The sequence below is a fragment of the Paenibacillus hebaui genome, assembly GCF_051934385.1.
In the GTDB taxonomy this organism is placed as follows: Bacteria; Bacillota; Bacilli; order Paenibacillales; family Paenibacillaceae; genus Paenibacillus.
In genome coordinates this window covers 471586-484134 of sequence record NZ_CP196836.1, presented here as the reverse complement: position 1 = coordinate 484134, position 12549 = coordinate 471586, and the positions used below count along the sequence as shown (strand labels likewise).

The window sequence follows — 12549 nt, the reverse complement described above, 5'->3', positions numbered from 1 at the left end:
GGAGAGCGTTTTTATTTGAGTGAAAAATTTACAGTGAAAACCAAACAAGCCACTCCGTAATTCAAAGTGACTTGTTGATTAATCTACGGTTCACCACATGCATTTAGGCAGTTGTTTGTCGGTAAGGACCTTGTGGCGGGTGTGCCGCCGGCTTACCAAAGTAGTACCCTTGAGCCAGTTCGATACCTACCGAACGACAGAACTCAAACTCCTCGATTCGCTCGATGCCTTCCGCAAGCACACGTCCGCCAAATCGGCGTGACATCTCGACAATATCGACAATCTTCTGTTGTTTGGTCAGATCATGATCACATCGATCAATGAGGCTGCGATCTATTTTGACAAAATCCGGCTCCAATCGATTCATCACTTCAATGGTTGAAAATCCGGCTCCCACATCATCCAGCGCAACCGACATTCCCCGAGAACGATACACCTCAAAAATATGCTGTAAGCTGGACATATGCTGAATCTGCTCTGTTTCCACCACTTCAAACACAAAATCTTTAGGATCAAGTGCCAGGCGTTCAATGGCTTCAAACGTATGTGTCAGGCAATATTCGGGATTGAAGATGGAGGAGGGCAAGAAATTAACAAAGCGTTTGACGCCATGTGGTAATAAAACCGCGCTTGTCTCGATGGCAGCAATACGCGCTGTCCGATCCAGAAACGAATGCAATCCGGTATCCCGGGCAACTTCAAATAATTCATAAGAACTGAAAGGTCTGCCATTCTCAGCAGGACGAAGTAAAAATTCAAACCCGATAATCTGCTCCGATGAATCTACGATCGGCTGCATATAACTGCTGAATTGATGCTCCAGAATGATGGAAACCAGATCTGCATGCTTGAAGCGGGACTCCTGCATGGAGAGACTAATCCAGCCATCCGCATCCGCTTGACCGTATAGTGGAGCAACCTGAACCGTTAGCAATTCAGGTAAATCCCTCTCGATCTTCCTCATATTCTCAATACAGCTCTGTACAGATTCAAGATTCGAAAAATGCATCCAGATGAGTTCATTCGTATGTTCGACATGCCTTCCCTGCGTTTGCAGCGCTTCCAGCAAAGCGGGGGAAATGGGACGTATGTACAGGGTACCTTGATCCTCTATAGGATGGATTGGACTACAGCCACTGCAATTCATGTAGAACCCCCTTGCCAGTTTATGATTCCATGTCCATTAATGTTAACTGGTATTTACCCAAAGTTTGTAAATATTATAGCATGCGTACTCCAATTAATCTCTACTCTTTTGATGACTTCCTATATGACGGTTATTGATATAGTCCTTGTTACAATGGCATAAAAAAGACCGCCAGTCATCAGACTGGCGGTCTCCATTTTCCGCTTAATGGACTAAAGAAGCGGGAATTACGATTTTCTGTCCAACTTTCAGGTTGTGTACATTTGGAATTGCGTTAAATGTAACAAGCTTGCGCCAGTCCACACCATATTTCAATCCGATACGGTACAGGTTGTCGCCTTTTTTCACCACATATACCACTTTGTCGCCCGCTGGTTTCTCAGGTTGTGGCTTGGTCGTTGGTTTGGTTGGAGTAGTCGGCTTCGTAGGTGTAGTTGGCTTGGTAGGTGTAGGAGCAGGCTCCGTACCTGGTTTCGGAGTCGTTGTTGCTTCTCCAGTCAGTTTCATGCCATACTCCGCAAAACCATCATCATTTGTACCAATGAAAGACATCGCCGGATTTGCTTCTACCAGATTTTTGGCATCCGGGGAAGATGCGAATACCACTTCAAGATCACTGCTTGCTGCTGCCGCTACACCTGCCACTGGTTTGATTGGTGCCAGCGACCAGTTACCGTCAGCGGTTGGGTTAATCGTTTTGTTCTCTCGGATGTAGTCAATGATCACTTGACGGTTCTCATCCGGTGCAGCCAGAATGATACGTTTGCCATCCGGGTTAGCCAGCTTGGACGAAGAAGCACGATAGTTATTCGTCGCTACAATGAATTTTTGCGCTGGGTCAATCGGTTTACCGTTAAAGCTCAGATCCTTGATCCGACTTGCTGATGCATTTACAATGGTTGCTTTGCCGTCATATTTGGCTGGTTGTGTCACATCGATCTGATACGTCACGCCATCGATCACATCAAAGTTATACGTTGGGAAGTCCATATTGATCAGTTGTTGCTGTCCACCCTTGGCCGGGTCGATCTGGTTGAATTGGCCCGCAGACCATTCCAGCCATTCTTTCAGCTCAGCGCCATTAATCATTACAGCATGTACCGTATTAGGATACACGTACAAGTCAGCAACGTTTTTGATCGCAATGGTGCCTTTAGGGATATTCGTGTAATACGAAGCTCCTGAACGTCCGCCTGCCTTGAACGGAGCTCCTGCAGACAATACAGGGATTTTCTCGTATTCCGTACCTTGCATCTGTTTCTCGACATACCATTTCTGGGCATTCGTTACGATCTGAATGGATGGATCATCTTGAACCTGTGCGAAGAAACTGTTGATTGGTGCTGTCGTTTCGCCCACCGGACCACGAACATACTCCAATGTGCCTTTATGCTCTTCATGAACAGCGTCAATGATATCTTTATCTGCTTCTACCAGTGCTTTTTTGTTGGCCGTGTCATAGATTGGACGTGCTTCCGTTTTGGAATCCACCACTTTCCATTTACCGTCTACAAGCTCCAGATCCAGATCGATAATTCCAAGATGGTCACCCCAGAAGCCTGGCTCTACAGCAGGGACGCCATTAATGGTACCTTTTTCAAGATCTACACCTTTTTTACCGGTAAAATCAGCGCTCGGGAACACTTTGTGGGCATGTCCAAACAAAATCGCGTTAATGCCTTCAACCTGGCTCAGGTACAATACCGAGTTTTCCATTAGATCCGTTTGAGGAATATCTTCAAAGCCGGAGTGAGGAATAGCCACAATAATGTCAGCACCCTCTGCTTTCATTTGTGGAATGAATTTCTTCGCGGTAGCGATGATATCCTTGGCAATTACTTTACCCTCAAGGTTAGCACTATCCCACTGCATGATTTGTGGCGGCACGAATCCAATCACACCAACTTTGATGGTGTGCTCTTTGCCATTCTCATCCGTTACTTTTTTGTCCAAAATTTTATACGGGGTAAAATAGTTCTTGTCATTGGTTTCATCATCATCGCCATCATCCACATAGACATTGGCATTAATGTATGGGAAGTTCGCGCCTTCCAGCGTCATGTCGAGGAAATCAAGGCCATAGTTAAATTCATGGTTACCGATGTTTCCTGCATCATAATCGAGCAGATTCATCGCTTTATATACAGGGTGAGTCTCACCCTTTTTGAGTGGATCGATCTTCGCAACATAGTCTCCCAACGGGTTACCCTGAATCAGATCACCATTGTCGAACAGCAAGCTGTTCTTGGCTTCGTTACGTGCTTTTTTGATCAGTGTGGCTGTTTTGGCGAGTCCATACTGGTCTGTTTCTTTGTCGGAATAGTAGTCATAGTTAATCAGGTTGTCATGAATGTCTGTTGTTTCCATGATCCGCAGCTTAACTTTGGCAGCATCCGCGGCCGATACAGGTACTGGAAAAACTGCAAGCACGTTTAATGCAACCAATGCGGCAGTCAGGCTCGATAATACTTTTTTACTCTTTCTCAAGATAACCCCTCCCGGTTATGTACATTGAATCATGCATTAATGGGCAAACGAACAGGCGCAGAAAAAAGATAGATCTCATGGGTTGTGCGTACTGACGCTCGGATGACACGCATCGGAATTCCAGGTTAGTTTATCTCACATGAACATCTATTTATATCTGTGCTTGTCGTTTACATTCCAAATCATAACGCAATGTTCAGCCATTGAAAAGCACTATTTTTTTACGTTATCCGCATATACCCGTCTTTGTTTACATTTTCATGCGTGATTTCGACATCTTTTGCATAATTTCAGTTACTAAATAGTTTATGAACGCTGTTAAATACGTATATTACATGCGCCTTACATGTATATCCAATTCAACATGACCCATGTATAACGAAAAACCGTGAAGCCTTCACGGCCTCCACGGTTGGATGGTTCTCATGTACCTCTGCGTCATATCAGCACCAGAATCGCTGCTTCGCAGAGGTTATTTTCATCATTCGTTTACTGTTCCCACACCTGATGTTTGTGATCCTTGCCCGTATATTCAATACGACTTGGTGTGATATCCAGTATGACATAGTTCGGATCGTTAGGTCCGTCAAACCAAGCTTTCAGTTCATCATTCCACACTTGCTCACGCAAACCTTCGTTTTTGGTCACTTCACAGGTTCCTTCAATCTCAACCACTTCCTTGGACCCCCCCGCCTCATAGCCAAGTAAAAGGCTAACGTTCGGATTATTTTCCAGTTCCTCTACTTTGTGTGTACGGCGGTTCGTTGCCAGATGAATGTTCAGTCCATCGTTGAAAAGTGCCATATAACGGGATTTTGGTTTACCGTTCTCCACGGTGGAGAAACTGCAAAAAGGGTTGTTTTCCAATGCTTTTACAATGTTTTGTTCCAATTCAGTCTGGTTCATGGGAAGTGCTCCTTTCGGTTTGGGGGAATGTTGGAGGGACTATGTAGGCGACCGTTACGGGTACGGATCGTTCTTTCGATCGCTGTTGTCTCGCAATGATCCTGATCTCTTCCTCGTATAAATTGAACTAAAGACGATTTACACTGACACTACGAAGACAGAACAACCTTCCAATCGCTGTTATCCCCAGATTTTTTTGATTCCCTTTTCTCAAGGGAAAATCCGGTGATAGCGTATGCTTCCGATGTAGCTTTCTTTTAGAAAGCTTTTAGGCGAACGCTTCGCTTTTTCAGGTTTCTTCTGTCCTCTCCGTTATCGTGTAAATGTTTAATTCAACGGATATATAAGCGAAAATCTAGGATACAAGCGAACGCTTCGCTTCTTCAGAATCGATTCCGTCCCCTCCACTACGTCTACAGTTCTTCCAATTAGGGTGGATTAAGCTAAAATACCAAAGAGAAGTTTAGTTGTTACTATCCCTTCTCTTTGAAATTTAATGACAGTTCATTAATCGCGTATTACTAGAGCCAGCTTAATGCAAATACTTCTGTAATAAGCCTGTACTTATAGTGTACCCACCTCACCTATGGTGAATCCATGAACCTGTACGCAAACATGACCATATTGGAAAAGTTCTTTATAAAAATGTTTACATAAAAAGGTCAAGCACGTATTTTTCCTAGGGTGATTTTAATTCAGGTCTCCAAGATAGATCGGGGAAGGGCCCTGTTTAAGCAGTAACTCACCAATGGTTTTTGGATATAAACGAATCTGGGACAGATCCTCAAGTGCAATCCATTCCACTGCGACCTGATGATCGTCCGGGTTGGAGCCTTCAAATACAGTTGCCCCAGGATCGATCAGACTGCATTCAAAATAGAACTCAACCTGGTGGACATCTGCATCCCACTCGGCGAATTCATGATTTTGCCCGATATATTCCCGGATATGTAACAACTCTCCCACGTTCACTGCCTGGCCGATCTCCTCCAGACATTCACGCGCAACTGCGTCCCTCAGCTCTTCACTCTTCTCTTGTCCTCCACCTGGGAAAACATAAGCTGCACCGTATTGATCCTCCAGTCGGATCACGAGCAACCGCCCATCCTGTACAATAACAGCTTTCGCCGAATTGCGTATCGGTTTCATTGTCTACATGCACTCCTTGCAATCCATATTGTTCATGCTTTAACATGGCTTAATCATCTAGTATTACAGGGCCGCTCCATGCGCAGATAGGATAACGCCTTCCGTTTCAAGCAACGTACGTATGGCTTGGGCAAAAGCAAGAGCGTGCGATCCATCGCCATGGATACAGATCGTCTCTGCCTTTATGGGCACCAATGTACCTTCCGTGGATACAACAATACCCTCCTTTACCATACGTAACACTTGAGCAAGAGCATGTTCGGTCTGCTGAATGACAGCCCCGGGGGTGGTGCGCGGGGTCAATGTCCCTTCCACTCCATAGGTCCGGTCCGCAAATACCTCGCTCACACTACGCAAACCTATTCGTTCCGCTTCCCGGATCAGCGCACTTCCCGCAAGACCATACAGATACAATTCCGGTTGCACTTTATATATAGCCTCTGCGATTGCCTCAGCGAGCTGTGCATCTTCAGCTGCCATATTATATAAAGCCCCATGTGGTTTTACATGATGCATACGCCCTCCACATGAACGAACAAAAGCATCCAACGCACCGATCTGGTACACAACCATGTCATGGGCTTCCCGGGGTGTAATGTCCATGCGCCTTCTTCCAAAGCCCTGCAAGTCTGGCAGACCCGGATGCGCACCAATAGCCACCTGATGTTGCAAGGCTCTCTCCACGGTTTGTCGCATCGTTGCCGGGTCCCCTGCATGAAATCCGCAAGCGATATTGGCTGACGTAATCAGTGGCAGAATCGCCTCATCCGACTCCATCCGGTACACACCATAACTTTCGCCCAGATCACAATTGATATCCACCGTGTTCATCGATGTTCCCCCATTTCTGCCAATCTTCTGCGAATGAACTGACCCGTCAGCCTCATATCCTGTTCTTGCTTTACGAAAAGTTGCTGGGCTTGATCATGTGTGATCTGTTCAAAAGCAATCCTGCTCCCTGGCCGTGCCTGTGCTAGTATCGGTAGATCTACTCGGGCCACCTGTGCAATGACAGGATAACCTCCAATGGTCTGATGATCGGCCATCAATAAGATGGGCTGACCATCAGATGGTACCTGCACCGTGCCATAGGTAACCGCTTCTGACAAACGTTCTTTCGGCTGAACAAGTTCAAGCTGCGGCCCTTCCAAGCGATAACCCATCCGATCTGATTGGGAAGAGATCACATATCGTTCTTTGTAAAATCGTTCCAGACTAGTCCGGGTAAACTCCGCGGTATCTTTACCCGGCATAACACGAATAACAGGTTCAGGATGGTAGGCAGGCCATTCTCTGCTGGATAAATACCAGACAGGTGCATCCATCCGCTGGTTGTTACTTTCCGCTCGCCTGATCAACCGATGCAGCATTACTTGTGAGTTGTATGAAGACTCTCCTGTAAGCAGCATATCCCCCACCTGCAGACTGCGACCCTTGATTCCACCCAAGCCTGTCTTGAGATCGGTGCTTCTGCTGCCCATGATCTCAGGCACAACGATCCCGCCGGCATACGCCATGTATCCTCGCAAGCCGGATCGGCATGGACCAAATCTCAGCACACTGCCTGCGAGAATTGCGACCGGACGCCATAGCGGAACAGATCTGCCATCTATCGTTGCAGATAGATCCGCGCCACACAACGAAATGAATTGATTTTCATGAAAGCGAAGCTCGGGTCCCGTCATCGTCATCTCAAGTACTGTAGCATCTCGGGAATTACCAAGCAGTGTATTGGCCGCCCAAGCTGCGTATGTGTCCATAACCCCGCCCGGCTGAATTCCATACCGCCGATATCCAGTTCTGCCCTCGTCCTGGATGGTAGACAACAGGCCTGGGCGAATGACTTCAATACTCATCGATCGCCCTCCTTCATTTCCAAGTACGCTTGCAGCGATATGGATTCAAAACGAACCCGATCCCCAGCTGCCAGTAAACTGGGCGGGTCTTCAGAAGGACGAAACAACGATAACGGCGTACGCCCAATACATTGCCACCCACCAGGGGTCACTATCGGATAAACTCCAGTTTGTTTGCCACCAATGCCCACCGTTCCGGCCTCAACCCGGAGCCTCGGCGTCGCTCGTCTGGGTGTAGCAATTTTCTCCGATAATCCACCCAGGTAAGGAAAACCCGGCGCAAAACCAATCATATGCACCAGATAATCCCCGGATGTGTGAATAGCTATGACTTCATCTGGCGTAAGTCCATTCTCACTTGCAACGTGCCCCAGATCCGGTCCCTGCTCACCACCATAACAAACGGGAATAATAACTGTCCTTGGCTGTTTATACGCTTTCGCTTCTTCCGTCTTGTTCAATTGATGAAGCAGCATCCTGCATACCTCGCGATACGGAGAGATCAACGGGATACTTGCTCCCCCGCTTTTTTCACCCAATTCCGTCCCGTCCACTTCTGTCTGAATGCCTGGTTTAATGGCATCCAACAGAAGTAACGGATCATAGAACAGCGTCACTGATGCGAACGAAGGCACCCACTCAATGATGCCTGGTATAGGGCTCTTTTCTAACAAAGCACATACCGACATGACTCTTTGATGTACCTCATCCGATATCACATCCCCACAGCGAATAACCACCCCTGCTTCCCCCAGAGGAGACAGCATCTCTTCAGTCCATAAATATGGCGGTTGGGTCATGCCATCTCCCCCTTGTTCGGATGTGATGTGTATAATGCTGTGATTCCTACTTCTCCATTACTTGCAAAACCAGCTGACGTACACGAGGGAATGGTTCTGTTTCTTCCGTCCGTAGGGACAGATAGAGCGTCTGCAAAAAGACCCGCACATTCAAGCTCATCTGACTGATCTCCAGATGGGATTTCCCCTCTAACTTATCTGCTCGGTTAAGCGACTGCAGCCATACTGCTATATCAGACTCATCCAACAGATTGCGACGAAGAATAGTCACCACGGCATAGGCAATACGCTGATCCTCATCATGGATATAGACCACATCTGACTGGGTTATTTTCCCGGTGAACGCATACAAAAGCTCCAGCAAGGCGGCACGTTCCATATACGGCGATTGCGCTAGATCTTCCACCGCATCTGCCGCATGTGCCGGAGCGTGCGCCCAGCCTTTATCATCGATATAGCCGCGAACATCCTGTTCAAGCTCCAGATACGTAGTCAACCGGCGGTGAATAACTTCTATATCCTCCTTTTTCAGAAAAGGCTGCTGACGATCTACATTCAGAATGGGTGGCAATAATAACACCGAGAATGACCGGGTAAATACGCTGTCGGTTCCCTTCTCACCGATCCCATAGAAAAGGTGTTGATCATCCATCGCTATATGCAGCAACTGCCGGAGCTGTTCTTCCGAAAATGTACCTTGCCCAATCCAGGTCGCAAACGTAACATAGATCAGCTCATCCCGCAGAACCGGGTCCGGGCTACCGATGTGCTGCATCATATGCAGAGCCAATTCGTAAGAATGATCCACTTCATGAGCGGAGAGGTTAGCCGATTGGATGTGCAGCAATTTTTGTTTCAGTGCCAGAGCATCCATCTACAACGACTTCTCGGAGGAGTCCAAATGTATGCTGCAATTGTACAGCTCACACTGCCAGGATTCTGCTTTCCTGGAGATCCGGGTAATCGAGGTGTTAGACAGCTTGGCGCTCACATCAAGTTCAGGCACCAGACCTCTGAGTGTATTGCGAAGAACGGCGCCGTGACTGACAACGATAACTCTTCCATCGGGGTGCTGCCTTAAAATATCTTCAAGCGCAGCACTGCCTCGAATAGCACCTACATCAGCAAGCTCCTGCCCGAGATCCAGGTTATTCCATTCGGCTCCCCACTTGGCTACGCGTTCAGCTTCAGTTGTGCCCTCCACCTGTCCACCGCCCATTTCACGTAACCTCGGGTCCAAATGAATCTCCTGAATTCCTAAGCGGTCGCCAATGATGCGGGCCGTCTCGCTTGCACGCTCTAAGTCACTTGCATAGATGGCATCCCACGTTTCCTCACTCAGTCTTGCAGCAAGCAATAACGCCTGCTCTCTTCCTTCTTGATCCAGCGGATTATCCGTCTGTCCCTGTGAGCGTTTTTCCTTATTCCACGCCGTGCTCCCATGGCGAATCAATGCGATCTCTGTCATTGCTGTTCCTCACCTTTTCCTCTGTCTAATTCATCATCTGTAAAATGTTTACGTGCCTTCGGCTTGGCAAATTTCCCTCCATTGTACGCTGATGATGCGTTTTTGGGGATGGAAAGGCTGTCCCAAGCTGTTTCTTTAAGCATTTTGGCTGCAAATACAATTTGTCCTACATGATACGGATAATGTGCCAATTGCCGAATAATCGCCTCCATAAGGGTGTGCCCTTCATTGCGGATGTATATGATATGAGACAGTTGATCTGGTGTCAAAGAACGAATGGTCTCCAACATACAGCTCCAGCCTTCTTCCCATTTGGCGAGCAGCTCTTCCCGGGTTGAGATATCATTCACGAATTCGGCATCACGTTCACGCCACGGCTTCTCACCGTCGGTTGTCAACACATCCGTCCAGCGGGACAGCATATTGCCCCATAAATGCTTCACAATAACTGCAATACTGTTTGCATCTTCATTCCAGGCTTGAAAAAGCTGCTCGGACTCCAGTTGCGCCATGGCCTTCTCACCAAGCTGCTTGTAATACAAAAATTGTTTCTCGGCTGTATCCAGAAATACCTGATTCATATCCATTCATTCACACCCCTCTTCGGAGAAATAGGATGATGACCTGAGATCATCGTTCGATAGATACGCGATGCGTTACTTATTCAGGAAACGAAAACGTTCCATCTGCATTCGGTTCAAATGGAATAACTTTCCGCACCGCATCCAAATTAAGTTCACCGTAAATATGGGGGAAAAGCTCGTTTAACTCATATAAGTCCTCGTACACCAGCTCCGGCTTCAAGGCTCTCTCATCAATACTAAGCAAAAGGAGATCCGTACGCCCTTGATAATATTGACCTGCTACCCATGGAATCTGTTCTTTGGTAGAACAATGAATGAAACCATCCGTCTTCAGGCTATCCGGTGCATATATGCTTTGCTTGGATACCTGCTCCCATACCTCTTGGGAAATAATACTGTAGATCATCGTTCCCCCGCCTCCTTCAATTAAGTTATGTACCCTGTATGTCATTGGAAGTATTATAGATCATCCCGGATACGGGAGTACAATTTTTGATCCGTAAACACACCTTTGATTTTCAATTGTTTGCGCAGCAAACCTTCAACTGACATGCCCAGCTTCTCCATCACTCGTGCAGAGCCGATATTGTCTGCATTGCATCTCCCCTCCAGCCGATTGCAGTCCAGCTCCTGAAAGCAATAATCCACAATAGGCTGCATCGCTTCTGCTGCGAGACCTTTGCCCCAATATCTGCTGGCGATCGAATACCCCAGTTCAGCACTTTGCATGGATTCATTAAGATGAAAAATGCCGCCTCTCCCGATCAACCTCCCGGTTTCTTTCAGGACGAAGGCCCATAGATAGACCGTTTTCTGCTCATAGTTGCGCAAAGCTCGCTGTATATATTGAATGGAGTCGTCCAACGTCTCATGGCAGTTCCACAAACTTTGCTGACTCACGCTCGGATCGGAGGCATACATAAAGTAATCATCCACATCTTCCAGTGTCAGTCGTCTCAGTACCAACCGCTCTGTCTCAAACTCGGGTGATTCCGCAAATAACTTACTGATATTCATGCTCGCCCCTCCTCCTCATCAAGCCTTCTTATTTCTCAGGAAATAACGGTCAATCCCATACATGCACAGAATACCGACAGCATACCTAAGCAGATCCATCGCCAGAAACCCCTGTCCCAAAATAAGAGCACCCAGCACCGTTGAACGCACTTCGTTCAGCCAAGAGGTCTGAATCATTTGCGAACATTCGATAGCCCAGCTAAAAATCAGGCTAACCACAGTCGCCCACTCTCTGCTGTGATTGATCCATACCATACGTACCCCAAAATAGATCATTCCTGCCCATAAGGCATCACCGAAATGCTCACGCACAAAATCCGGCAAACATGCGCCAAAGTGTCTGGATGCGAGTCCTGCCGCCATGGTCAAGATGAACGCGACGAAATAAATCAGCCTGCCTTTGAAGAACGCCCTCTTCACAAGTTCAAATGCCTTCATCAAGCACTTGTAAAATAAACTCCGTTTTGGCAGCGGTATACGCTTCTCTGTCTTCCTTATTCTCATCAGCAAGCTTAGTCTTCAATGCTGCATAAGCATCAACCAAATCGGGTCGTTGGTTCAACACATCCCGAAACCGGATTTGACGGTCCCAACGTTTCTCTCCTGGGCGCATCAGATGAAGATGAACGGCTCTTTTGCCCTCTTTCACCCTGACCCAGAATCGTCTGTATTCCCGCCCGTCCAATTCAGGCGGAACGTAGTTCCAGCCTGACGGATTCAGTTGTTCAGCAATCAAATGCATGTCATCCCAAGACTGCACTTCTCCCATCAGATCAATAATGGGCTTGGCGGGCAATCCTGGAATGGATGTACTTCCGATATGTTCGAATTTATGGACATGGAGCTGTTGTAACAACTCTCTTAACTGCCAAATCTCTTCCTGAGCCTGTGAGCTCCATTCAGGATTGGGCTCCACAATCTCTACCGATTCTGTCGCCCATGCAGGCCAATTCTCCGGTTGCAGGTGGTCGTTCATATCGATGTTTCCTCCTTTGCGTGACTGTTTTTCAGACGGTACCCTTCCCGGTACTTCGAATGGGCTCGTTTCTTCATGTCCTCAACTGTGGTAAACATCCCAAGGGTCAGTATCGAAAGCAGGGTGAGAAGAAGGTACTTCATGTAAGCCAAGTCATTA

General features: G+C 47.3%; 14 protein-coding genes. All 14 read right to left on the bottom strand.

The genetic code is table 11. The features are described 5' to 3' along the window. Positions 1-103: 103 nt before the first annotated feature. The 14 genes from ACR32F_RS02245 to ACR32F_RS02180 all read right to left on the bottom strand — a co-directional run bounded on the left by ACR32F_RS02245 (position 104) and on the right by ACR32F_RS02180 (position 12390). Positions 104-1147: an EAL domain-containing protein gene (locus ACR32F_RS02245; RefSeq protein WP_440115740.1), complete on the bottom strand. Its 1044-nt coding sequence runs from the start codon at positions 1145-1147 to the stop codon at positions 104-106. A gap of 204 nt (positions 1148-1351) precedes the next feature. Beyond that, positions 1352-3634, bottom strand: a complete 2283-nt coding sequence (locus ACR32F_RS02240) for a bifunctional 2',3'-cyclic-nucleotide 2'-phosphodiesterase/3'-nucleotidase (protein WP_440115738.1) — start codon at positions 3632-3634, stop codon at positions 1352-1354. A gap of 489 nt (positions 3635-4123) precedes the next feature. Next, positions 4124-4540, bottom strand: coding sequence for a pyridoxamine 5'-phosphate oxidase family protein (locus tag ACR32F_RS02235; protein WP_440115736.1), 417 nt, complete (start codon positions 4538-4540; stop codon positions 4124-4126). 690 nt (positions 4541-5230) lie between these two features. Then, on the bottom strand, positions 5231-5689 hold the full coding sequence (locus tag ACR32F_RS02230; RefSeq protein ID WP_440115734.1) for an NUDIX domain-containing protein: 459 nt from the start codon (positions 5687-5689) through the stop codon (positions 5231-5233). A gap of 63 nt (positions 5690-5752) precedes the next feature. Beyond that, complete coding sequence (locus ACR32F_RS02225; protein ID WP_440115732.1) at positions 5753-6520, bottom strand: LamB/YcsF family protein; 768 nt, start codon at positions 6518-6520, stop codon at positions 5753-5755. Then, positions 6517-7545 carry a biotin-dependent carboxyltransferase family protein gene (locus ACR32F_RS02220; protein ID WP_440115730.1) on the bottom strand — a complete coding sequence of 343 codons (1029 nt, stop codon included), beginning with the start codon at positions 7543-7545 and terminating at the stop codon, positions 6517-6519. Before ACR32F_RS02220 ends, ACR32F_RS02225 begins: the two co-directional genes overlap by 4 nt. Beyond that, positions 7542-8345, bottom strand: coding sequence for a 5-oxoprolinase subunit PxpB (pxpB, locus tag ACR32F_RS02215; RefSeq protein WP_440115728.1), 804 nt, complete (start codon positions 8343-8345; stop codon positions 7542-7544). The genes ACR32F_RS02220 and pxpB overlap by 4 nt, the downstream gene beginning before the upstream one ends. Before the next feature lie 46 nt (positions 8346-8391). Continuing rightward, complete coding sequence (locus ACR32F_RS02210; RefSeq protein WP_440115726.1) at positions 8392-9219, bottom strand: DUF2785 domain-containing protein; 828 nt, start codon at positions 9217-9219, stop codon at positions 8392-8394. Continuing rightward, positions 9220-9813 (bottom strand): histidine phosphatase family protein, encoded by a 594-nt coding sequence (locus tag ACR32F_RS02205; protein WP_440115724.1) that lies wholly within the window; start codon positions 9811-9813, stop codon positions 9220-9222. After that, positions 9810-10400, bottom strand: coding sequence for a DUF1572 family protein (locus ACR32F_RS02200; RefSeq protein ID WP_440115722.1), 591 nt, complete (start codon positions 10398-10400; stop codon positions 9810-9812). Before ACR32F_RS02200 ends, ACR32F_RS02205 begins: the two co-directional genes overlap by 4 nt. Positions 10401-10473: 73 nt before the next feature. After that, positions 10474-10803 (bottom strand): DUF952 domain-containing protein, encoded by a 330-nt coding sequence (locus ACR32F_RS02195; RefSeq protein WP_440115720.1) that lies wholly within the window; start codon positions 10801-10803, stop codon positions 10474-10476. Positions 10804-10856: 53 nt separating this feature from the next. Next, the gene (locus ACR32F_RS02190; RefSeq protein ID WP_440115718.1) at positions 10857-11414 is read right to left on the bottom strand and encodes a GNAT family N-acetyltransferase; all 558 of its coding nucleotides are present in this window, start codon (positions 11412-11414) and stop codon (positions 10857-10859) included. An 18-nt stretch (positions 11415-11432) separates the two neighbouring features. Continuing rightward, on the bottom strand, positions 11433-11852 hold the full coding sequence (locus tag ACR32F_RS02185) for a DUF2809 domain-containing protein (RefSeq protein ID WP_440115716.1): 420 nt from the start codon (positions 11850-11852) through the stop codon (positions 11433-11435). After that, complete coding sequence (locus tag ACR32F_RS02180) at positions 11839-12390, bottom strand: GrpB family protein (protein ID WP_440115714.1); 552 nt, start codon at positions 12388-12390, stop codon at positions 11839-11841. The genes ACR32F_RS02185 and ACR32F_RS02180 overlap by 14 nt, the downstream gene beginning before the upstream one ends. Between the last annotated feature and the right edge of the window lie 159 nt (positions 12391-12549).

What these genes read in the sequence shown, in the direction of transcription:
- ACR32F_RS02220 (WP_440115730.1), bottom strand. Translation starts at nt 7,545, where the DNA reads ATGAGTATTGAAGTCATTCGCCCAGGCCTGTTGTCTACCATCCAGGAC.
- ACR32F_RS02180 (WP_440115714.1), bottom strand. Translation starts at nt 12,390, where the DNA reads ATGAACGACCACCTGCAACCGGAGAATTGGCCTGCATGGGCGACAGAA.
- pxpB (WP_440115728.1), bottom strand. Translation starts at nt 8,345, where the DNA reads ATGACCCAACCGCCATATTTATGGACTGAAGAGATGCTGTCTCCTCTG.
- ACR32F_RS02185 (WP_440115716.1), bottom strand. Translation starts at nt 11,852, where the DNA reads ATGAAGGCATTTGAACTTGTGAAGAGGGCGTTCTTCAAAGGCAGGCTG.
- ACR32F_RS02200 (WP_440115722.1), bottom strand. Translation starts at nt 10,400, where the DNA reads ATGGATATGAATCAGGTATTTCTGGATACAGCCGAGAAACAATTTTTG.
- ACR32F_RS02195 (WP_440115720.1), bottom strand. Translation starts at nt 10,803, where the DNA reads ATGATCTACAGTATTATTTCCCAAGAGGTATGGGAGCAGGTATCCAAG.
- ACR32F_RS02190 (WP_440115718.1), bottom strand. Translation starts at nt 11,414, where the DNA reads ATGAATATCAGTAAGTTATTTGCGGAATCACCCGAGTTTGAGACAGAG.
- ACR32F_RS02225 (WP_440115732.1), bottom strand. Translation starts at nt 6,520, where the DNA reads ATGAACACGGTGGATATCAATTGTGATCTGGGCGAAAGTTATGGTGTG.
- ACR32F_RS02230 (WP_440115734.1), bottom strand. Translation starts at nt 5,689, where the DNA reads ATGAAACCGATACGCAATTCGGCGAAAGCTGTTATTGTACAGGATGGG.
- ACR32F_RS02205 (WP_440115724.1), bottom strand. Translation starts at nt 9,813, where the DNA reads ATGACAGAGATCGCATTGATTCGCCATGGGAGCACGGCGTGGAATAAG.
- ACR32F_RS02245 (WP_440115740.1), bottom strand. Translation starts at nt 1,147, where the DNA reads ATGAATTGCAGTGGCTGTAGTCCAATCCATCCTATAGAGGATCAAGGT.
- ACR32F_RS02210 (WP_440115726.1), bottom strand. Translation starts at nt 9,219, where the DNA reads ATGGATGCTCTGGCACTGAAACAAAAATTGCTGCACATCCAATCGGCT.
- ACR32F_RS02235 (WP_440115736.1), bottom strand. Translation starts at nt 4,540, where the DNA reads ATGAACCAGACTGAATTGGAACAAAACATTGTAAAAGCATTGGAAAAC.